Source organism: Rhizobium anhuiense bv. trifolii (assembly GCF_024346605.1).
GTDB classification, from domain to species: domain Bacteria; phylum Pseudomonadota; class Alphaproteobacteria; order Rhizobiales; family Rhizobiaceae; genus Rhizobium; species Rhizobium anhuiense.
The window spans coordinates 1,660,740-1,682,993 of the sequence record NZ_CP098803.1; the positions used below are offsets into that span (position 1 = coordinate 1,660,740).

Annotated in this window: 17 protein-coding genes; 3 read left to right on the plus strand and 14 right to left on the minus strand. The window is 60.4% G+C overall.

The window, feature by feature from the left end; translation table 11 throughout:
- Positions 1-6: 6 nt before the first annotated feature.
- The 5 genes from NE851_RS16835 to NE851_RS16855 all read right to left on the minus strand — a co-directional run bounded on the left by NE851_RS16835 (position 7) and on the right by NE851_RS16855 (position 4,745).
- The gene (locus tag NE851_RS16835; protein ID WP_097623073.1) at positions 7-732 is read right to left on the minus strand and encodes an ABC transporter permease; all 726 of its coding nucleotides are present in this window, start codon (positions 730-732) and stop codon (positions 7-9) included.
- Positions 729-1,445 (minus strand): ABC transporter permease, encoded by a 717-nt coding sequence (locus NE851_RS16840; RefSeq protein WP_097623072.1) that lies wholly within the window; start codon positions 1,443-1,445, stop codon positions 729-731. Before NE851_RS16840 ends, NE851_RS16835 begins: the two co-directional genes overlap by 4 nt.
- A gap of 61 nt (positions 1,446-1,506) precedes the next feature.
- Positions 1,507-2,268 carry a transporter substrate-binding domain-containing protein gene (locus NE851_RS16845; RefSeq protein ID WP_097623089.1) on the minus strand — a complete coding sequence of 254 codons (762 nt, stop codon included), beginning with the start codon at positions 2,266-2,268 and terminating at the stop codon, positions 1,507-1,509.
- A gap of 72 nt (positions 2,269-2,340) precedes the next feature.
- Positions 2,341-3,654, minus strand: a complete 1,314-nt coding sequence (locus NE851_RS16850; protein ID WP_179877560.1) for an aspartate aminotransferase family protein — start codon at positions 3,652-3,654, stop codon at positions 2,341-2,343.
- 35 nt (positions 3,655-3,689) lie between these two features.
- Complete coding sequence (locus tag NE851_RS16855; protein ID WP_097623070.1) at positions 3,690-4,745, minus strand: phosphotransferase; 1,056 nt, start codon at positions 4,743-4,745, stop codon at positions 3,690-3,692.
- A 103-nt stretch (positions 4,746-4,848) separates the two neighbouring features.
- Between NE851_RS16855 and NE851_RS16860 the strand changes: the two genes are divergently transcribed.
- Complete coding sequence (locus NE851_RS16860; RefSeq protein ID WP_245445204.1) at positions 4,849-5,646, plus strand: GntR family transcriptional regulator; 798 nt, start codon at positions 4,849-4,851, stop codon at positions 5,644-5,646.
- A gap of 240 nt (positions 5,647-5,886) precedes the next feature.
- On the opposite strand, the gene NE851_RS16865 is transcribed toward NE851_RS16860, so the two are convergent.
- The 3 genes from NE851_RS16865 to NE851_RS35215 form a co-directional block, all read right to left on the minus strand.
- Positions 5,887-8,196, minus strand: a complete 2,310-nt coding sequence (locus NE851_RS16865; RefSeq protein ID WP_097623069.1) for a PAS domain-containing sensor histidine kinase — start codon at positions 8,194-8,196, stop codon at positions 5,887-5,889.
- 192 nt (positions 8,197-8,388) lie between these two features.
- Entirely contained in the window at positions 8,389-11,037 is a 2,649-nt protein-coding gene (gene pepN, locus NE851_RS16870; protein WP_097623068.1) for an aminopeptidase N, read from the minus strand.
- Between the two features lie 188 nt (positions 11,038-11,225).
- Positions 11,226-12,332 (minus strand): methyl-accepting chemotaxis protein, encoded by a 1,107-nt coding sequence (locus NE851_RS35215; RefSeq protein WP_097623067.1) that lies wholly within the window; start codon positions 12,330-12,332, stop codon positions 11,226-11,228.
- Positions 12,333-12,673: 341 nt separating this feature from the next.
- Here NE851_RS35215 and NE851_RS16880 point away from each other — a divergent pair, with 341 nt between their 5' ends.
- The gene (locus NE851_RS16880; RefSeq protein ID WP_097545380.1) at positions 12,674-13,612 is read left to right on the plus strand and encodes a DMT family transporter; all 939 of its coding nucleotides are present in this window, start codon (positions 12,674-12,676) and stop codon (positions 13,610-13,612) included.
- 245 nt (positions 13,613-13,857) lie between these two features.
- Complete coding sequence (locus NE851_RS16885) at positions 13,858-14,730, plus strand: hypothetical protein (RefSeq protein WP_048338623.1); 873 nt, start codon at positions 13,858-13,860, stop codon at positions 14,728-14,730.
- Here NE851_RS16885 and NE851_RS16890 read toward each other — a convergent pair whose 3' ends face one another.
- The 6 genes from NE851_RS16890 to NE851_RS16915 form a co-directional block, all read right to left on the minus strand.
- Positions 14,731-14,889 (minus strand): hypothetical protein, encoded by a 159-nt coding sequence (locus tag NE851_RS16890; protein WP_164736006.1) that lies wholly within the window; start codon positions 14,887-14,889, stop codon positions 14,731-14,733.
- Between the two features lie 94 nt (positions 14,890-14,983).
- Positions 14,984-15,175, minus strand: a complete 192-nt coding sequence (locus NE851_RS16895; protein WP_047616129.1) for a hypothetical protein — start codon at positions 15,173-15,175, stop codon at positions 14,984-14,986.
- A gap of 132 nt (positions 15,176-15,307) precedes the next feature.
- Positions 15,308-16,198 (minus strand): uracil-DNA glycosylase, encoded by an 891-nt coding sequence (locus NE851_RS16900; protein ID WP_047616132.1) that lies wholly within the window; start codon positions 16,196-16,198, stop codon positions 15,308-15,310.
- Positions 16,199-16,266: 68 nt separating this feature from the next.
- Positions 16,267-17,559 (minus strand): Hsp70 family protein, encoded by a 1,293-nt coding sequence (locus tag NE851_RS16905; RefSeq protein ID WP_047616135.1) that lies wholly within the window; start codon positions 17,557-17,559, stop codon positions 16,267-16,269.
- A 216-nt stretch (positions 17,560-17,775) separates the two neighbouring features.
- Positions 17,776-20,892: an efflux RND transporter permease subunit gene (locus NE851_RS16910; RefSeq protein WP_047616136.1), complete on the minus strand. Its 3,117-nt coding sequence runs from the start codon at positions 20,890-20,892 to the stop codon at positions 17,776-17,778.
- Complete coding sequence (locus NE851_RS16915; RefSeq protein ID WP_097623066.1) at positions 20,889-22,190, minus strand: efflux RND transporter periplasmic adaptor subunit; 1,302 nt, start codon at positions 22,188-22,190, stop codon at positions 20,889-20,891. Before NE851_RS16915 ends, NE851_RS16910 begins: the two co-directional genes overlap by 4 nt.
- Between the last annotated feature and the right edge of the window lie 64 nt (positions 22,191-22,254).

Sequence of the window (22,254 nt, forward strand, 5' to 3'; positions counted from 1 at the left end):
TGTTGGTCACGCTTGCACAACGACCGGTGGCTTGTTAACCGGTGTGACGCGATGGCGGAGATGTCGAGTGAGATACAATTCAAGGACGCCCCACAGTCTGCGGATCGTTTCCACCATCATCAGGTAGAGAACGGCGGCCCAGATATAGACCTGGAAGTCGAACGATCGGGAGAATGCTAGCTTCGTGGCCTGCATAAGCTCCGGTACAGTAATAACGCTCGCAAGGGCTGACGCTTTAAGCGACAGAATCAACTCATTTCCGAGCGGGCGCAGCGCGATGATCAACGCTTGGGGCAGAAGGATCCGAAAAAACGTTGTCGTCTGGCTGAGGCCGAGCGAATTGGCGGCTTCGAACTGACCTCGGGGCAAGGAACTGAGTGCACCGCGTAAAATTTCCGCTTGGTAGGCAATTGTGTTCAAGGTGAAGGCGAACAACGCACAGAAATACGCGTCCCGGAAAAACCACCAAACTCCAAGAGTTGTCAGTTCGGACCGGATTTGTCCGGCGCCATAGTAGATCAAGAAGATCTGGCCAAGCAGCGGCGTTCCGCGAAAAAAGACGATATAGGCCTTCGCAATATGGCGAGGAATGAGGAAGCGGCTATTGCGCATAACGGCGAGTGGGAGAGCGAGAACAGCGCCGATAAGTGCCGATGTTAGGACAAGTTGTAGGGTGACGACGAGGCCCCAAAGGATCTTCGGACCGTAATTTGACAGCAATTCGAAATTCATGACCGTCCTCCGAGAATCCCGCGATTGGACCGCGTTTCAAGGAGTCCAACGACACTTGACGAGATCATCGAGACCACGAGGTAGATCAGACAGACAACTGCGTAGAAGAAGAGGGGCTCCTTGGTATTCGCGACCGCCAGATTCGTCTGACGCATCAAATCCGCCAGCGAGATGATCGAGACCAGCGACGTGTCTTTTAGAAGCACGAACCAGAGATTGCCGAGCCCAGGAAGGGCCAGCCGCCAAAGCTGAGGCCCGATTACGCTTGCGAACGTCCGCCAACGCGACAACCCCAAAGCTGCTGCGGCCTCGTGTTGACCACGCGGAACGGAGCGCAATGCCGCAACGAACGTTTCCGAAGCGAAGGAGGCGAAGACGATACCGAGGGCGATCATGCCCGCGAGAAAACCGCTGAATTCACCAAAAGGCGTGCCGAAAAGCATCTGCGAAATGCTCTGCAGTATCGCGCCACCGCCATAGTAGATGATGAAAAGCGTCAGCAGTTCGGGCAGGGCACGAAATGTCGTCGCAAAAACGGTTGCAGCTCCAGCCAGCAATTTTTGCTTGCCGTCGATCAAAAGCGCAAGCCCTAGTCCGAGCAGCAGTCCAAACGGAAGAGTGGTGAGAGCAAGTCGGATCGTGAGTGACAGTCCGTCGAGCAGCGGCTGACCCCAACCGTCAGGGCTGAATGAAAGTAAGTGAAGAAGATCCACCGTCGTCTCCCGATAACGTCATGGCCCGGCCATTGCTGGCCGGGCGCCGGAGGGGTTGGCTTCAGTAGATCGAGAACGGAAAATACTTCGCGTTGATGGCCTTGTAGGTGCCATCGGCGAGGATTTCCTTCAGCGCAGCATCAAACTTTTCACGGAGCGCCGTATCTTCCTTACGAACGGCAATACCCTTGCCGGCGCCAAACTTCGGAGAACGGATATCGCCCCCGACGAGTTCGCAGCACGAACCGTCAGAAGATTTTTTCAGCCATTCGTTAAGCAGGACCTTATCCGACAAGACGAGATCAAGACGCCCGGCCGCCAGGTCCGCGCTTGCGTCATCGACTGATGAATAGGTCTTGATGGTAGAGTTCTTATAATCATCTTCAAGGTAGTTTTGCTGCGTCGTCGAGCCCTGAACGCCAATCGTCTTGCCGGCCAGCGCGGCGGGAGATATGTCGGTCACCTTGGCATCCTTCGGTACTAGGAATGCGGCGGGCGTATCATAATACTTTGCCGTGAAGTCGATCTTCTTCTTCCGCTCTTCGGTGATTGCCATCGAGGCTACGATCGCATCGAACTTGTGTGCCACAAGCGCCGGGATCATACCGTCCCACTCCTGGGTAACGATTTCGCACTTGAGGCTTGCCTTTTCGCAAAGAGCATTGGCGATGTCGACGTCGAAGCCGGTCAGTTTGCCGCCCTCGACATAGTTGAACGGAGGATAGACGCCCTCCGTAGCGATCTTGATGCTGTCTTCCGCATACGCCGAAGAAAACAGAGCGAGCGCCAGAGCGCTGGCGGTAACAATAAGCGAGAGTTTCATGTCGTTCCCCTTTAGGAAGGTCAAAGTTGGCGCGGTTTTTTCCGTCTTTTGTTGTTGCGTAGGTCCAAGGGCCTACGAGAGTTCGGCGAGTACCCCATCCAAAACGGACAGGAAAAGATCGGCGTTTTCTGCTGTGAAGGGCAGTGGAGGGCGAATTTTCAGGACGTTGCCTGATGAGCTGGAAGCGCTGATCAACATGCGCTTTTCGCGAAGTCCGTTGACCACGCCGAGCGACAGTTTTCCGTCCGGCGTTTTCGACTTGCGATCGGTAACAAACTCCATGCCCATGAAAAGGCCAGCGCCGCGGACATCGCCGATGGACTCGTACTTGTCCTGGAGCTTCTTCATTCCATCGACCATGTAGCTGCCGATTTTGACGGAGTTCTCCATCAAGTTCTCGTCTTTGATGACGTCGAGCACCGCTTGAGCCGCCGCAATTGATACCGTGTTGGCGCCAAAGGTGTTGAAGTACCGGATATCAGTGCCGAAACGCTCGAGAACTTCGGGCTTCGCGGCAACACCGGCGATCGGCATTCCGTTGCCCATGGGCTTGCCCATCACGACGAGGTCCGGGACTATGCCGTGGCGTTGGAAACCCCACCAATGCGTGCCGGTACGGCCAAATCCGGGCTGTACTTCGTCGGCGATATAAAGGCCCCCTGCAGCGTGAACGACCTCGATCGTTTTCTTCAGGAAGCCTGCTGGCTCGGTCAAGATGCCATCGGTCGAGAAGATGCCATCGGCGATAAAGGCGGCAAATTTGATGCCATGGCGCTGCATCGCCTTGATGGCATCTTCGACACGCTGGGCGAAGACCTCGCCGAGATCCTCGCCTTCGCTGCGATATTTGTCCGGTGCATCGACAACATAGACATGCCGGCCAATCGGAACATTCGGCCCCATCGAGGGAGAGATTTCCGCAACGGCAGTCGTCAGGCCGTGATAAGCATTGGCGGTAACGATGATGCCCGTGCCGCTGGTATAGTAGCGGGAGATGCGCAATGCCAGATCGACCGCCTCGCTTCCCGTGCAAGTGTACATGACATTGCCGATTTCCTCGGGATAGGTCGCGAGCAGATCATCGGAATATTTGAGGATCGAATCGTGCAGATAACGGGTGTGCGTGTTGAGGATTGCGGACTGATTGGCAATCGCATCGACGACCCGGGGATGGCAATGGCCGACCGACGGTACATTATTGTAGACATCGAGGTAGGCATTGCCGTCTGGGTCGTAGAGCCAAACGCCTTCGCCACGCACGACGTGTACGGGGTGTTCATAGAAGAGCTTGTAGGATGGCCCAAGAAGTTTGTGGCGACGCGCAATGAGCGCCTGTTCATCAGCGGAAAGGCGATCGACCGTGCTCGGGTCGAAGCCATTGATCATATACGCGGAAGCGGATGAAGACATCGGACGTGCTCCTACAGGGACAGTACGCGGGCAATCATATCGGTTGCCTGGGAGTGCGGGATTTCGGCGAGGCGATGGAATTGAAGCCAAGACTGCGGCGTGTTGCGCAGGATGTAGCTGCGGTTTTCAGGAAAGCGGACTGCCCGCCATTCCGTGATCGCAATGCGCATCACCATGCGCACAACGATCGTCGTGAAGAGCAGCTCGATTTCCTCGGGTTGCAGTGCGCGTCTGCTGTGAAACCCAGCAAGCAAATCGCAGGCCGCCACCATCGGATTGTCGGCATCCGTCAGTTGATAGGCAGCCGCGACTGCAGCGTCGAAGACGACCGGAGTCCGCACCATGTCACCAAAATCTATGATTCCAACGACACGATCGGCTTCCAGGGGATCGACGACGACATTGTCGCTGTTCAAATCATTATGAACGATCTGCGCGCGGAGGTCTGGAACCTTTGGCAGAACCTCGACGTTAAACCGGGCGACCCAGCTCAAAAGTTCAGCGACTTTCGAAGCATCCTTTATCTCCTCGGTCATCGGCTTGATCGAGAGCGTGTTTTTGAGATCCCAGGTGGAAAAGTGACTTTCCGCCGGGTGGCGGAAGTCCTCGAGAGCCTCTTGCAGGCGCGCAAGCATCGCGCCGATATTGCGGCGCTGTTGAGGAGTCTGCGGTGCTTTGCGCTGCAACTCGCCCTTGGTGAAGGTTACGAGGCGCACGGTTCTGCGATCGGCCGGACCGTAATCAATCTCGAAATCGTAGCGGCCGTTGAGGTCGGGGACAACGCGCTGGACGGGCATTCCCGGATCGCGTTCTTCCACGTGCCGAAGAGCCATCGTGTGCATGTTTGTCACTGCGGGATCTTCTCCCGGATTAACAATTTTCAGCAGATACTCATTCCCGCTCTCCGTTACGACACGGAAGTTGCTATCCTTCTCTCCTGAAAGACGGTGAGCGGAGACCTTGAGGCCGTAGTGCTCGCGAGCAAGGTCCGCCGCCTCGTCTGCTGTCAGCAAGCTGGATGTGGCCGCGAGTGCTGGCGTGACTGAATTTGGCTTTGCCTGAAGCATTCATGGGTCCCTTGCTCTTTGTCAGCGATATATTGGTATACAAATATCCTGCTGGCAAGCGAGAATCTTGAGGGAACCCCAAGGAAAAATTTGGAGCGTGCCGATGTATTGGTATATTGCTGGAAAATCACCGCTTGGTGCGGGTCGTCAGCTTATCGCAGAGGTAACCGTGGATCAAATCGTCCCGTTGTTTTCTCCTGACCAGTTGGATGGTCGGACATCGAAATCCGTTCAGGTCTATGAGTTGCTGCGTAGCGCGATCATCTCGTTGAAGATGCCTCCTGACAGCGCCGTCGTGGAAAAGGATATTTGCGCGCAGCTTGGTATCTCGCGAACCCCACTGAGGGAGGCGATCCTGCAGTTGGCGAAAGAGAGTCTGATAAAGATCGCTCCAAGTGACGGGACCTTCGTTAACAAGATCGTGCTTCGGGAAGTCTTGCAAGGTCAACTCGTTCGGGACACCATCGAAATGCGCCTGACCCGTTTGGCGGCTCGAAACTTCAGACAAGAGTACGAAAAAGACTTCGAGCTTGAGCTGTTTAAGCAAAAGGCTGCCGCTAAAAGGAAGGATGTCGACGAGTTCTTCGCACTCGACAATGAATTCCATAAACTGATTTGCGACTGCGCGGGCTTCCCAGATGCCTGGGTGACCATTCACAACGCAACTGGTCAACTTGATCGTGTCCGCCGACAGGCATTTCCACTCGAAGGCCATTTCTCAGCCGTTTTCGAGGAACATCGGGAGATTTACGAGCGCATCAAGCGTCGTGATGAATCCGGCGCGGCGGCAGCGTTTCAGGTGCAGTTGGACAGCACGTTCCCATCAATCCAAATATTACGGGAAAAACGGCCGGAACTTATCAGCGGCGATTCGGATATTTCGGTCGATAAAATCCGATAAGAATTCTTCTGTTGGCACGAGGCGACGGCGGTGGTCACCAACGGCAGGGAAATATTGGTCACTATCTGAGCGACAGACCAAGGCGATTTTCGCTGAGGAGACGCGTGGGAGATGCGCCATGGCCGGATAGCCTCGATTATTGTTTGTTACTTCACCGGGGTGCTGTGTCGGGATAAGCCAGGATATCTTTCAGCCGAAAAAGGAATCCTTAATCCGCCTCCTTGTTCAAAGGACGCGACCCTAAACATCATCCGGAATGCGCAGCGAGATCACGGTGCCCACAGCTTCGCGTGAGCGGATTTTCATGCGGCCGCCATGCAGCGAGGTCAGCGAGCGGGAGATGGCGAGCCCGAGGCCGGAGCCGCCCTTGCTCTTGGCATACTGGCTCTGCACCTGTTCGAAGGGCTGGCCGATTTTTGCCAGCGCCGAGCGGGGAATGCCGATGCCGGTGTCGGCGATGGTGACGAGGACGGCGCCGTCGACCCGGCGGGTGCGCACCGCGACGCGGCCGCCATTGTCGGTGAACTTCACCGCATTGGAGAGCAGGTTGAGCAGCACCTGTTTCATCGCCCGGCGGTCGGCCATCAGCGTCAGGCCGGAGCAGATGCGTTGTTCGATGACGATGTTCTTTTCAGCCGCGGGCATGGCGGTGAAGCGCAGGCTTTCCTCGATCAGCGGCACGAGGTCGATGCGCTCGCGGTGCAGCCGGAGGTGGCCGGCCTCGATCTTCGACATGTCGAGAATGTCGTTGATGACGTTGAGCAGATGTTTGCCGCTGTCATGGATATCGCGGGCATATTCGTCGTATTTCAGCGAGCCGAGCGGCCCGAACATCTGGTTCTGCAGGATTTCCGAGAAGCCGAGGATGGCGTTGAGCGGCGTGCGCAGCTCATGCGACATATTGGCGAGGAATTCCGATTTCGCCTGGTTGGCAGCCTCTGCGCGTTCCTTCTCCGCCTGATAGTTGGCGTTGGCCGTCGAAAGCTCGGATTTCTGGATCTCCAGCGTCTGGCGCGAGGCCGAGAGATCGCCGATCGTCGCCATCAGCCGGCGTTCGGATTCGCGCAGCCGCTCCTGATGGCGCTTCATCAGCGTGATGTCGGTTCCGACCGAGACCCTGCCGCCATCGCGGGTGCGCCGCTCATTGATCTGCAGCCAGCGCTCGTCGGCAAGCTGCACTTCCGTTGTGCGCGAATAGCCCGAACCGTCGGCATCGGCGATCCGCCGCTCGATGACGGGACGGGCGGCGGCGGCATTGACCACCGAGCGCTCGGTGCCGGGCACCAGCACACTGTCCGGCAAGCCATAGGCCTGCTGGAAATGCGTGTTGCACATCACCAGCCGATCGTTCTTGTCCCAGAGCACGAAGGCTTCCGAGGTGCATTCGATGGCGTCGGCCAGGCGCTGGTCGGCTTCTGCGTAGCGCTGGGCGAGCCGATGCTGTTCGGTCACGTCCATGGCGATGCCGATCAGGTGCATGCGGCCGGAATTGCTGCGGATCACCTGGGCGCGGGCGCGCATCCAGACATAATGGCCGCCGGCGTGGCGCATGCGGAAGATCTGATCGACCTGGCCGGAATCACCTTTGGCGATGGCGCGGGCGATCTCGTAGAGCCCGCCGTCATCGGGATGCATCAGCCGTGCGGCTTCGCCGAAGCCCATCGTCTTGTCGGAACCCGGCAGGCCGAGCATGTCGTACATCGACCGCGACCAGAAGAATTCGCGATTCTCGAAATCGAAGTCCCAGAGGCCGCAGCGACCGCGCGACAGCGCCGTCTCGACGCGCAGGTTCGATTCCAGGAAGATGTCGTCGGCATCGCGGGCGCGCTTCACCTGGGTGTAATAGGCGTAGAGGATGACCAGCAGGATCGAGGAGATGCCGGCAAACAGCGTGACGTTGAGCGCCAGTTGCTCGCGCCAGAGCCGTCCGATCTCGTCGAGCGAAGTGGCGGCGACGATATAACCGCCGGCATTGCCCATCAGCGTGATCTCGGCATAATGCGGCACGCCGCCGATCGTCGTTTCGATGACGCCGGCGCGATCGCCGAAACGCCGGATCGCCGAGACCTCGGGGAAGAAATCGCCGACATTGCTGCCCACATGCGAAAGCCCGGCGGTGGTCGCGGCAAAAACCTTGCCGCTTGCCTGGACGAGCAGCACAAAGGCGCCGTTGTCCAGCCGGTCCTGCGGCAGGAATTTGGCAAGCCGGGCCTGCGCTTGGCCGACGTCGCCGCTATCGAAGATGTCGGCTGCATCGGCAAACACGGCAGAGGCGGTTGCCGCCGAAAGGGCCGTGGCATGGCGGGCCGAGGACTCCAGCCGTCCATATTCGCTCATCATGCCGAAGAAATGCGAGGCGGCGACGACGGAGAGGAAAGCGACGATCAGCGCCGGAATGGCCCGCTTCAGCACGAGCTCGGCTTTCGGCAGGTGCCGAAGCAGCGGCTCCGATGTCGCGCGGCCTGAAAGGCTGTCTCGCCAGGCTTTCAGCCCGTCAAAATCGACACGCAGCCGTCCTTCGGCCACGGTTGCCCGTCGCACGTCCATCATCTCTTCGCCTTGTCCCTCGTGTGATTCGCGCGCCGCTCGCTCGAACCTGACTTAGAGAATCATGGGTGATTCGCCTTGTCCAGAGGCAAAGGTAAAAATCCGTTAACTATTTATAATTTTGTGCTTTTCAGACGATTCGAACCGATCGGCGGCCGGCCGCCGAGTTTTCGTCAGCGGCCAGTCGAATCAAAACTACCCTTTAAGCGTGCGCTCGACGATATCGCGCACGTCGGTCGAAAGATCGGCCGACTGCTCGATCTCGGTCAGCGCCGAGCGGGCGTGATCGGCCCGCACCGGTTCCAGCGAGCGCCAGGAGCGCATCGAAGTGAGAATGCGGGCGGCAAGCTGGGGGTTGCGCTCGTCGATATCGAGAATCTGACCGGCGAGGAAGCGATAGCCTTCGCCGTCGGCGCGGCCGAAACCGGTCGGATTGGTAAAGGCGAAGGTGCCGACCAGCGAACGCACGCGGTTCGGATTGGTCCGCTTGAACAGCGGGTCGTCCATCAGGGCGAGGACCCGCTCCAGGGTTTTTGCGCCGGGAATGCCGGCCTGGATCGCGAACCATTTGTCGATGACCAGCGCATTGTCCGTGAAGCGGTCGCGGAAACGTGCCAGCGCCTCGCTGGTCTCCGCGCTGTCAGGGAAACGATGGGCGAGGATCGTCAGCGCATGGCTGAGATCGGTCATGTTGTTGGCCGCATCGAAGGCGGCCTTGGCGCGGGCCGGAGTCTGTTCGGCATGCGAGAGGTAGGTGAGGGCGGTATTGCGCAGCGCCCGCAGGCCGGCGCTTTTCGCATCCGGGCTGAAATCGCCTGACGTCGTCATCGCCGCGTAAAGGCCGGCAAAGACGTCCTTTCCGGCATCGGCGATCTGGTTCAGGATCGCCTGCCGGCCGGCATGGATGGCATCGGGATCGTTGTTGCCGCCGAGTTCGCGGGCGATATCGGATTCGCTCGGCAGAGCCAGCGCCTGGGCGCGGAAGGCAGGTTCGAGGCTCTCGTCGGCCGCTGCCGCAATCAGCGCCTCGACGAAAGTCGCCTCGCAGACGACTGGCTTGCCCTCGCGGGCGTCGCGCGCCGCTTTCAGGAGGTTCGGCAGCGCCAGATCGGTCAGCGCCTGCCAGCGAGCGAAATGATCGGTCTCATGGCGGGCGAGACGGGCAAGGTCGGCCGGGCTCTGATCGAAATGCAGGTTGATCGGCGCCGAGAAGCTGCGGTTGATCGAAACGACCGGCCGCGAGCCAACGCCATGGAACACCGCCGTCTGGGTGCGGCCGGTGAGATGCAGCACCTCGCCGGCATATTCCGCACCGTCGACCGCGGTCGGTTCGATCTTGCCGCCGTTTTCGCCAAACAGCGCCAGGCTGAGCGGAATATGCATCGGCTCCTTGCGCGGCTGGCCGGGCGTTGCCGGGATCATCTGTTCGAGCGACAGGGAGAAGCTGCCGGCTGCCGCATCATAGCTGCCCGATGCGGTGACGAGCGGCGTGCCGGCCTGATGGTACCAGAGCGAGAATTGCGTGAGATCGCGCCCGCTCGCATCCTCGAAGCATTTGACGAAATCCTCGATCGTCACCGCCTGGCCGTCATGGCGGTCGAAGTAGAGATCCATTCCTTTCTTGAAGCCGTCCTTGCCGAGCAAAGTCGCGATCATGCGCGTGACTTCGCTGCCCTTTTCATAGACGGTCGTCGTGTAGAAATTGTTGATCTCGCGATATTTCGTCGGCCGCACCGGATGCGCCAGCGGGCCGCTATCTTCCGGGAACTGCTCCGATTTGAGATGGCGCACTTCGGCAATGCGCTTGACCGGGCGCGAGCGCTGGTCGGACGAGAATTCGTGGTCGCGATAGACCGTCAGCCCTTCCTTGAGGCACAGCTGGAACCAGTCGCGGCAGGTGATGCGGTTGCCGGTCCAGTTGTGGAAATATTCATGTGCGATGATCGCCTCGATATTGGCATAGTCGGCATCGGTCGCGGTCTCGGGATCGGCGAGCACGTATTTGGCGTTGAAGACGTTGAGGCCCTTGTTCTCCATTGCTCCCATGTTGAAGTCGGAGACGGCGACGATCATGAAGATGTCGAGGTCGTATTCACGTCCGAACCGCTCTTCATCCCACTTCATCGAGCGTTTCAGCGCGTCCATGGCATAGGCCGCGCGCGGCTCCTTGCCGTGCTCGACATAGATCTTCAGCACCACCTCGCGGCCGGACATGGTGGTGAACGTGTCTTCGACGACGCCGAGATCGCCGGCGACGAGGGCGAAGAGATAGCTCGGCTTCGGATGCGGGTCGAACCAGGCGGCGAAATGTTTGCCGGGGCCGTAGCCGGCGCCGCCGAGGAAGTTGCCGTTCGACAGCAGCAGCGGGTTGGCGTCCTTGTCGGCGATGATGTTGACGGTGAACGGCGCCAGCACGTCGGGCCGGTCGGGGAAATAGGTGATGCGGCGGAAACCCTCCGCCTCGCATTGCGTGCAGTAGATGCCGCCGGTGCGGTAAAGGCCCATCAGCTGGGTATTGGCTTCAGGGTTGATGATCGTGGTGATCGTCAGTTCGAAGGGCGCGCTCTCCGGCAGGTCGCGCACCGTCAGGCTTTCCGGTGTTGCGTCGTAGCGCGAAGGCTCCAGCTCCACCTGGTCGAACAGCAGTCCCGACAGAGCCAGCTCATCGCCGTCGAGGACGATCGGCGCTTTGAGATCGGCGCCCGGGCGACGATGAAAGATCAGTCGCGCCTCGACCTTTGTCTCCGTCGGGTCGAGCTCGAAAGTGAGGTCCACGCGTTCCAGCACGAAGTCGGTGGGACGGTAATCTGCCAGATGAATGACCTGGCCGGTATCTGTTCGCATGGTGTTTCCTGAAGACCGTTATTAGACAACCGCGGAATACAGAGGCGGGCGCACTCTGCCATAAATTTTGCCGGGCATGATTACATTAAAGTCTGAACTAAAGTTAAAGCAAATTGCCCGCGAACGCGAAGTTCGCGGGCAAAATACCTTGTTGGGGCTGATGAACGAGGTCGCCAGGGGGAGGGGCTCTACTTAAGATTGAGCGCAGCCTTGATTGTCGCGTCGTTTTCGGTCTGCTGCACGACGACGCCGTACCAGCCGAGCCCGTCATAATCCTCATAGCCGAGCGTACGCGCGAAGGCGACGATCGAACCGTTATTGTCGTAGTAGCTGCCTTTTGACTGGCCGGACGGGTTGGCGAGCACGAAATGGGAAAACAGCACGGCAGGATTGGTGGTGGCGATGACCCGGCTCTTGCCGTCGAGCAGCATGACCGTCGTTCTTTCCGCCAGCTGCGGCGGCAGGTTCGCCTCTTTCTCGACGATCGCCTGGCCCTGGTTCTGCCAGTCGAAATAGACGCCGAGCGTGCCGATCAGCCGTCCGTCGAGCTTGCCCTCTTCGCGGATGCCTGTGGCATAGACGAGCGCATGCCTGTTGTCGTGCAGCGGGCTCGCTTTGACCTCGTCGACAATGTAGGCGTCGCCGGAAGCGCAGCCCGATGCGGCGCGGAACCACGGATCGCCGGCAAGGCTCGTGCCGGCGATCTTGCGCTGGAACTTGGGATTGGCCGACGCGATCACCTTGCCCGAGAGATCGGTCATGACGAGATCGAGATAGACGGTGTAGAAGCGGTTGATGGCGCCGAGACGCTCCGCCGCAAAGGCGACGGTTTCCCGGTCCGGGTTGTGCAGCGCCTGCCAGAGCGCCGGGTCCGTCGCCCACCAGCGCACATCGGCCGTGCGCTCGAAGAGATTGCGGACAATGAGCTGCACCAGCGTCTGCGCCAGATCGGTGAGGCGAACGCCTTCCATCTCCTCGACCAGCGAATCCGCCATGGCGCGGCTGAGGCCGATGCGGCCGAGCACGTTGCTCTCGAACCGGCCGGTAATGTCGGTTGCGATCTGCGCCAGCCGCTGCACCTCGTTGGCAACGACGGCAAAGCCCTTTCCGGTCTCGCCGGCCCTTGCTGCCTCGATCAGCGCATTGATCGCCAGCAGCTTGATCTGCTTGACGATATGCGTGTTGTCGGCGCTGAACCGCTCGAGGTCGGTGCTGATGCCGTCGGTGACGACGCGCATCGAGCGCGGAGTCGCATTCTGCGACTGGGCAATGGTTTCGGCGCTAAGCGGCTTCATCAAAATGATCCTGGCAGGAACGGGCAATTGTTTGTGGCGAAGAAAATTTCGGGATAAGCCACAAACGATGCTTGCCTATGGTTTTCAATTGGTTAACGCCGAGCGGTCAGCGGTGAACATTTTAGGGTGAAACGGCTCAAGACAGAAAGATTTAATGGCGGTGGCGCGGTTGAGGCACGGTTGCGCCTGTGGCCGAACGCGATTTTATGATTCTCATGCGTGGCTTGCGGTTTTTTCGCCCATCGGGATTTTCTTTCGCTACGATGGCAGATGTCATCCATTGCGTTCCCGAGTCGAACGCGTCTCCCCATTCCGCTTAAGTCGATATAAGAGCCAGGATCATGCACTCGGTTCTCAGAAACCCGATGAGAGGCATTGCGCTGAAAGTCTCGTCGGTCGTGGTCTTCCTGGCCATGCAGACCTTCATCAAGCTGGCCGGCTCAGACATCCCGCCGGGTCAGGTCACCTTCTGCAGGTCCTTCTTCGCGCTCTTTCCGATCATGGCCTACCTCGCCTATATTGGACAGTTGCGCGCCGCCTTCTACACGTCCAATCCGATCGGTCACCTCAAGCGCGGCACGATCGGCATCATGTCGATGGCTTTCGGTTTCTATGGCCTGCTGCATCTGCCGCTGCCGGAGGCGATTGCGCTCGGCTACGCCCTGCCGCTCGTCGCCGTCGTCTTCGCTGCGGTTTTTCTCGGCGAGACCGTGCGTATCTATCGCTGGAGCGCCGTCCTGGTCGGCATCGTCGGCGTCGCCATCATCTCCTGGCCGAAACTCACACTGTTTCGCAACGGCGGCATGGAAGCGGAACAGGCCGTCGGCGCGCTCTGCGTGCTGCTCTCGGCCGTTCTCGGCGGCATGGCGATGATCCAGGTGCGCCGCCTCGTCGAGGAGGAGAAGACGGCAACGATCGTGCTGTATTTCTCGATCACCGCATCGGTCTTCTCGCTGGCTTCTCTTCCCTTCGGCTGGCTCCTCCTGCCGTGGCCCTCGGCGCTCTACCTGATCGCCGCCGGCTTTTGCGGCGGTGTCGCGCAGATCCTGCTGACGGAAAGTTACCGCCATGCCGACGTCTCCACCATCGCGCCGTTCGAATATACCTCGATCCTGCTCGGCGGCATCGTCGCCTATTTCGTCTTCGGCGATGTGCCGAGTGTGACCATGCTGATCGGCACCGCTATCGTCATCGGCGCCGGCATCTTCATCATCTATCGCGAGCATCAGCTCGGCATCGAACAGAGAGAGGCGCGCAAGGCCTCGACGCCGCAAGCCTGACACCCGCAAGCACATGATATCGAAGGTTTTAACGCGGGGATTGTCCACGCTTGATGCTTGCTCTCAAAGCATGAAAAGAATGGTGAATTCTTGGGATACCACCGGCCTGCGGAATGTGATTGTTGAAGATGAGAGAGTATCATTTATTCCAAGCTGTGCATGTTTGAATGGCCGCTGATGCCGGAGGAGCTCTCGGTGTCGTTGCTCCGAACGCTGGCCTGCGAGCGGAGGTGGAGAAAAGCATAATGACATTCACAGCGGCGCAATTGGCGGGGAACCCTTCCTTTCTGATGAGCATCCGCTTTTTGGCTGGGCAGATGCGCGGCATGTTCGATGCCGGTCCGCGGTTGGCGCGACTGCTCGCCTCGCATCAGCGCTGGCTTCTGACCCAGACGGCCTATGCCCTCAACCTGGAATATGATCCGCGCGACCCGACCTCGGGTTTCACCGCCGTCCGGCTGACAGGACGCATCACCGGGCACAAGGTGGCGAGCCGTAACACCGTGCTCGCCTTCATCGAAGAGCTCTTTACCTACCGCTTCATTGTCCACACGCCCGGCGACGAGCGGCGGCGGCCACGTCATTTCGAGCCGGCCGATGTCAGCCATCAGGCGATGTTTGCCTGGATTCTCGGCAATCTCGCTGCGCTCGATCTGCTCGACGGCGGTCAAAGGGCAGTCTTTTTCCAGGCAAACCCATCCTTGATGCGGCTCGTTCAGCCGCGCATCGCCCGCCATTGCCTGGAAGATGCCGCCTGGCGCGAGCCGCCGGAGCAGGTGGCACTGTTCCTCTGGACGGAAGCCGGCGGCCTCGTCGTCGACAACTTCATCGCCCGGATGGATATAGAAAGCCGCGAGCCGGACAGGTTTTCCGTCGGCCGCGTCGAAACCCGGGCGCTCGCTGCCGATTTCATGATGTCGCGCACCCATCTGCAGCGTGTGCTGGCAAAGGCGGCGCAGCGCGGTTGCGTCGGTTGGTATGACGAGCCGCGCAAGACGCACCTTTGGATATCGCGGGATTTCGTCGAGGAATATTGCGCCTGGCAGTCGGTCAAGTTCGCCTATGTCGACGAAGCTTTCGAATGGGCGAAAGCCCAGATCGAGGATATGGCCGGCTGATCAGAGAACGATCGCCGCAGCGCCTGCGCCAATACGCTCGCCGCCATCAGCCGGCTTGACGGAAAGCTCCCGCTCATATTCCCGCGCGGCGCAGACGGCGACGCGGATATGCTCGAAGGTTTCGATGTTGCGCAAAAGCGATATCAGGATCGTCGACATTGGCGTTACTCTTGATACGAAAGGGCGGCAATTCGAGGTGCGACAGCATCCTTTGCGCGTCCGAAGACGCGCAGCGGCTGTCGGCGGCTGCCGCTCAATATTGCTGGAAGTCCGAGAAAATCGCGTCGGGGCGCGCCGTGCGGCTGTTGATGCCGGTGCCGCGGGCAATCATCTGTTCGTTCGTGGCAAAGCCGTAACGGCTGTAGCCCTGAGTGGAGCGAACATGGTCGCCGGCGAGGCGAAGGGTTTCAAACCCGCAATGGATAGGACGAAAACGCTTGTTCATGGCCTTGGTTCCTGTGATTCCTCCCAAGACACATCTTCATATTGCGATGCAGCATTGATTTCGCAATGCGTCACGGCGGGATGCAGCCATGCGAAAGGTGCATGGCTTGATTCATAAAATATTCAACATTGACTAATTTCTAAGCAAAGAGAGGGACTTAAGCTTTGCTTGAAAGGCCAGCAGGTCGTTCCAGGCCAGCCGCTTGTTGACAGGTGCGGTTAATAGATCCTGCGGATGCAGGCTGGCTATGGCAGGAATGACACAGTCCGCAACCGCAATCTCCTTCCAACGGCCGCGCAGGCCGTGAATCGTGTCGTTTTCGCCGAAGAAGAAACGCGCCGAAAAATTGCCGAGCAGTAGGATCGCCTTGGGTTCGGCAAGCGCGATCTGCCGTTCGATGAACGGGCGGCATATGTCCATTTCCGCCGCCGACGGCGCACGATTGCCAGGTGGCCGCCAGGGGATGACCTGCGTCAGCAGAACGGTCGAGCGCGTCAGCCCGATCGCCGCCAGCATCTTGTCGAACAGCTGGCCGGATTTTCCCGAGAAGGGCACACCTTCACGATCGTCTTCGGCGCTCGGCGCCGAGCCGATCACCATGATCCCGCTTTCGACATCGCCGCTGGCAAAAATCGTCGAGCGGGCGCTGTGCTTGAGATTGCAGCCGTTGAAGGCTTCGATCGCGGTCTTGAGCTCTGCGAGCGATCGCGCAGTTTCGGCGACGAAACGCGCCTGCTGCACCGCCTCGCCATCCGGAATGGCAGGCTGCGGGCCGGACGCTGCGCGTTCGGCAGGCGCCGGGCGCGCCGCTGCATTCGGACGCGGCGGTGTCTGGCGTTCGCCGGCGGGCGGCTGTTGCTGCTGCGCCTGTGTCGCCGCCGGGCGGCGGGCGGCCTTCATCGCCTCGAACTCGGCGAAGCGGTCGATCGCCTCTTCTTCCAGCAGCCATTCCACGCCGGCATCCGCATGGAAATGCAGAAGTGCCGCAAGCTCGGCGGGGGAAAGGTCGTTGGCGGAGATCATGCGACAGGTTTAGCGGAGAGACAGTGGCATTGAAAGGGCAGGCGACGGATTGCAGGCCCTTGTCAGTGCTATTGCACAGTCCATTGCCCGATGTCGTCGCGTTCGCCGATCAGCGCCAGGCCATGGGCGATCGACAACAGCTCGCCGCCGCTTTCGATCCGGTCGCGCTCGAAGCGTTCGGTGAAGATGCGGCGCACCGCCGGTACGAAGGAGGTACCGCCGGTCAGGAACACCTTGTCGATCTCCGAGGGCTTCGTCTCGGTCTTCTCGAGCACGTCGTCGAGTGCACCTTCGATGCGGGCGAGATCCTCGGCGATCCAGCCCTCGAAGTCGCTGCGCTTGATGCTGCGACGCCCGCCGCGACCGAGCGGTGCGAAATCGAAAGGCGCCTCTTCCGAGGCCGAGAGCGCCATCTTCGTCGCCGACACCGCCTGATAGAGCGGATAGCCCTCGTCATGGTCGATGAGGTCGATGAAGATTTCGAGCTTTTCCGGTTCCAGGCTGGTGCGCACCAGCTTCTTCAGATCCTCGAATTCGCGCGTGGTCTTGAAGATCGACAGCTGGTTCCAGCGGCCGAAGCTGGAATAGTAGTTGGACGGCACTTCGAGAATCTTGTCGAAGCTCTTGAAATGGCTGCCCTTGCCGATCAGCGGCGCGACGATGTTGTCGATCATCCTGTAGTCGAAATGGTCGCCGGCGACGCCGACGCCGGAATGGCCGATCGGCGTTGCCGTCAGCTTGCCGGCAACGGTCTCGAAGCGGATCAGCGAATAGTCGGTCGTGCCCCCGCCGAAATCGGCGACTAGCACGGTGGCGTCCTGCTTCAGGTTCTGCGCGAAGTAGAAGGCGGCGGCGACCGGCTCGTAGACATAGTGGATTTCTGGGAAGCCGAAGCGCGACAGCGCCTCGTTGTAGCGCTCGGTTGCCAGGGCCGGATCGGGGCTGGCGCCGGCAAAATGCACCGGACGGCCGGTGACGATGCGGCTGACTTGAGAAGGCCAGTTGTCGCCGGCATAGTTGCGCAGGCGCCTGATAAAGATCTCCATCAGATCTTCGAAATTATGCCGCTTGGCGAAGATCAGCGTGCCCTGGAACAGGGCGCTCGCCGCAAAGGTCTTGATCGATTGCAGGAAGCGGCATTCGCCGGGATTGTCGATGAACTGCCGGATCGCCGCATGGCCCGCCTCCACCTTCAGCGCTGATGCGCCGAGCTGTGCATCCTTCATGAAGGAAAGCGCCGTGCGCATGCTGTCGGCCGTGCCTTCCGTGCTCGTGAACGCCATCGAGCGCGTCGCCCCGCCATCCGCCAGGGCGAGAACCGTATTCGTCGTGCCGAAGTCGAAACCCAGCGCCTGAGCCATGCCCGCACCTCTTCATGTCGATTGTTATTGGAGACGGAGCTTTACTCCGCAAGGGCGAACGAACGCCCGGATCAAGGAGGGCGGGTGATGCCACAGAGGCGTGACACATTCAAGAGGAGTGGAAGTTGATGTGATCGCGGCGCACTTCCTCTCCCGGTTGGAAGAAGAAGTGCGCCGCAAGGGCTGATCGGCAACGCCGAACTCAGAGGGCCGTCATCACTCGGCAGCCATCGCCCTTACCTCCTGCACCTTCGGCTCCTCGACCTTCTTCTGGCCCATCAGCCGGCCGAGGTAGTTTCCGAAGCGGTCCATCTCGACGAAGATGACGGGGGTGATGAACAGGGTCAGCATCTGCGAGACAACAAGGCCGCCGACGACGGCGATGCCGAGAGGCTGGCGCAGCTCCGAGCTTGCGCCGGTGCCGAGCGCGATCGGCAGGGCGCCGAGCAGGGCGCAGAAGGTCGTCATCATGATCGGTCGGAAGCGTCGCACGCAGGCCTCGTGGATCGCCGCTGTCGCCTTTTCTCCGGTCGTGCGCATGGTCTCCACCGCCACGTCGATCATCATGATCGCGTTCTTCTTGACGATGCCGATCAGCATCAACAGGCCGATAAGGGCGATGATCGACAGGTCGAAGCCCATGATCTTCAGAGCCAGCAGCGCACCGAAGGCGGCGGCCGGCAGGCCGGAGAGGATGGTGAGCGGATGGATGAAGCTTTCATAGAGCACGCCGAGCACGACATAGATTGTCAGAATGGCCGCCAGGATCAGATAGGGCGTATTGCCCTGCGACTGCTCGAAGATCTCAGCCGTGCCGCCATAGGAGGTGAAGACGTCGGCCGGCGTGGCGATGTCCTTCTTGATCTGATCGATCGCCGCCGTCGCATCGCTGAGCGAGACGCCTTCCGGCAGGTTGAAGGAAACGGTGGTCGAGACCAACTGGCCCGTCTGGTTGATGGTGACCGGGCCGGTGGTGCGCTGGACATGCGCGAAGTTCGAAAGCGGCACCAGGCTGCCATTGGACGAGGCGACACGGATCTCCGAGAGCTTCTGGTCGTCCCAGGGTTTGCTGGTGTCGTATTCGACGATCACGTCGTAGCTGTCGCCGGTCGACTGGATTTCCGCCGCTGAATAGCCGCTGAAGGATTCCTGCAGCGTCGTGCGCAGCGTGTCGTTGTCGATACCGTAGGCTGCTGCCCGCTCGGTATCGATGACGATATTGGCCTGCAGCGCGTTGTTCTGGGCGTCCGACGTCACGTCGGTGAACAGCCGGTCCTTGCGCATCGCCGCCTGGATCTTGCCGGCCCAGAGGTTGGTCTGATCGGCACTCAGCGCCTGCACCACCAGCTGATACTGGCTGGCGGTCTGGCGGCCGCCAAAGCGCAGGCTCTGGTTCGGCGTCACGAAGGCCTGCAGGCCAGGTATCTTGTTGATCGCCGTGCGCAGTTCGCGCAGCGTCTGGTCAAGCGGCGGGCGCTCTTTCTTGTCCTTGAGTTCGACGAACATCGAGCCGTTGTTCTGCGGTTTGTTCGGGTTGCCGCCGATCGTCGACATCACGTGGTTGACCGCCGGGTTGGCCTTGACGGCGGCTGCCGCCTGCTGCTGCAGCGCCTCCATGGCGGAATAGGAAATATCCTGCCGGGCCTGCGTGCTGATCGTCAGGCGGCCGATATCCTCCTGCGGAAAGAAGCTCGTCGGCAGCGTCATGAAGAAATAGACCGTCAGCGCCACCGAGCCGAGGAAAATCCCGAGGATGGTCAGGCGATGTCGAAGGCACCAGCCGACCGCCCGGTCGTAGCCGTTGAGCGTCCGCTCGAAGCCGGCATCGAAGATGCGGATGAGCAGCGGCGGGCGGCTGTGATTGTTGGAGAGACGCGAGCCGAGCATGGGTGTCACGGTCAGCGAGACGATGGCCGACGAGATGATGGCGATGGCGACCACCATGCCGAATTCGTTGAACACGCGGCCGACGACGCCGCCCATCAGCAGGATCGGGATGAAGACGGCGATGAGCGAAACCGACATGGAAATGATGGTGTAGCTGACTTCGCCCGCACCCTTGATCGCCGCTTCCCGCACCGGCATGCCTTCCTCGACATGGCGCAGAATGTTTTCGAGCATGACGATCGCGTCGTCCACCACCAGCCCCACCGCGAGCGTCAACCCCAGGAGCGAAATGTTGTCGATGCTGTAGCCGAGCACATACATCATGCCGAAGGTCGAGATCAGCGACAGCGGAACGGCAAGTCCCGGAATGATCGTTGCGGTGGCGTGGCCGGTGAAGAGGTAGATGACGAGAACGACGAGACCAATCGTCAGGAGCAGCGTGAACTTCACGTCGGCAATGGCGGCGCGAATGGGTTTTGCCGCATCGTTCATGACAACGGTGTTGACCGAAGGCGGAATTTCGGCGTGAAGCTGCGGCAGCTTGGCGTTGATCGCATCGACGACATCGACCGTGTTGGCATCGGGCTGGCGCTGGATGGCGAGGATGATGCCGCGCTGGCCGTCATACCAGCTGCCGGTATACTGGTTCTCGACGCTGTCCTGCACATCGGCGATATCGCCAAGGTGGATCGGCGCGCCGTTCGGATTGGCAATGACCAGCGAGCGGAACTGTTCCGCGTTAATGCGCTGCGTATTCGCCGTAATGGTCATGCTCTGCGAATTGTTCTGCAGCGTTCCCACTGGCTGCTGGCTGTTGGCGGCAGCAAGCGCCTTGTTGACGGTGTCGATGCCGATGCCGCGGGTCAAAAGCTTGTTGGGGTCGACCTCGACGCGCACGGCGTAGGTCTGGGCGCCATAGACGCTGACCTGGGCAACGCCGGGAAGCGTGGAAAGCGATGGCGAGATGATGTCCTCGGCGATCTCGTCGAGCTTGCTGCGCGGCATGGTGTTGCTCTGCACCGAGAGCAGCATGACCGGCGCATCGGCCGGGTTCGTCTTGCGATAGCTCGGCGGCGTGGTCAGGTTGTCGGGCAGTTGCCGGGTCGCATGCGAGATTGCCGCCTGCACGTCGGCTGCGGCCGCGTCGATATCACGGTTGAGGTCGAACTGCAGCACGATGCTGGTGCTGCCGAGCGAACTGGAGGCGCTGATTTCGCTGATCCCGGGAATGGTCTCGAACTGCTTGATCAGCGGCGTCGCAACCGACGTCGCCATCGTCTGCGGCGAGGCGCCGCTCAACTGCGCAGAAACGTTGATGGTGGGAAAGTCGACCTGCGGCAGGGCCGCGACCGGCACGAGTTGATAACCGGCAAGGCCGGCCAGAATGACGCCGATGGCAAGCAGCGTCGTCGCGACAGGGCGCTGGATACAGAAATTGGGGATCATTGCTCAGCTCCGACCGTGATCGTCTCGGACTGCTGCTGCCGAGGCTCTTCGGCGGAGGCGACATCAAGCGTCTTTTCGTCGAACTGCTCGTTGATCGCCTGCTGGTCGCTCAACTGGCCCTGGCCCTCGACGACGACATGGTCGCCAGCCTGAAGGCCGGATTCGATGGCGGTGAAGCCGCCATTTGCGCGGGCGATGGTGACGGGGGTCAGATGCGATTTGCCGTCCTTGGCGACGAAGGCGAAGAAACCCTCGGGACCGGGGCTGACGGCAACCGTCGGCACCACCACCTGCTGTTCGTCGTTGTTGAAATGCACCACGATGTTGACCGACTGGCCGGGCCAGAGAGCGCCGGAAGCATTCTCGAATTTCGCCTTGGCGAGGATCGTGCCCGATGCCGTGTCGACGGTGTTGTCGTAGAAGCTGATCTCGCCCTTCCTGACCTGGCCCTTGGCGGAACTGGGCGCGGTGCTGACCTCGACCGGACCGGCTGCCAGAGCTTTCTTCAGCTCACGCAGATAGCGCTCCTGCAGGTGGAATTTCACATAGATCGGATCGTATTTCGCGATGGTGACGATTGCCGAGCCGGCATTGAGGAAGGCGCCCTTGCTGATGGCGATATCGCCGAGCCGGCCGTCGAAGGGAGCGCGGATGTCGGTGTTCTCGAGGATGATCTGATCGGAGGCAAGCGCGGCCTTGTCGGCATCGACGGTGGCAGCGGCGGTGTCGCGGGCGGCGACCGCCTGGTCGAGGCTCTGCTGGGTCCCGGCCTTCTGGTTGAAGAGATCCTGCGCGCGCGTCAATGCGGTCTCGGATTCCGACAGGGTGGCCGTGTCGCGCACGATCATCGCATTGTCCTTGTCGACAGCCGCCTTGGCCGTCCGGTCGTCCAGCTTGGCGATCAGGTCGCCGGCTTTGACGGTCGCCCCATCCTGCGCATTGATGCTGACGATCAGGCCCTGTTCCTGGGCGGCGATGGTCGTATTGTCGTCGGCATCGGCCCAGCCCGAAGCGGTCACATCCGTCGGCAGCGTCGTTTTCACCGCTGCGACTGTCTTGACGACGGTCGGGCCACCACCGCCGCGTCTGCGCCCACCGCCCTGATGTTGCCCACCGTTCTGCGCTTGATCGGTTTGCGCCTGATCGGCCTGCTGCCCGCCGCCATGGCCGGCTGCCGGCTGCTTGATGAACTGCGAGAGGTAGGGGATGCGGGAGGCATAAGGGATTAGATTCCCGAATTGCCAGACGCCGACGGCGGCAACTGCGATAACGCTGACGGTGATCCAAAATTTCTTCATGGGCGAGACCGGTCTTTGGGCAAGGTTGCGGGGGCAAGGTTGCGAATTTTATGCTCTGATTGAG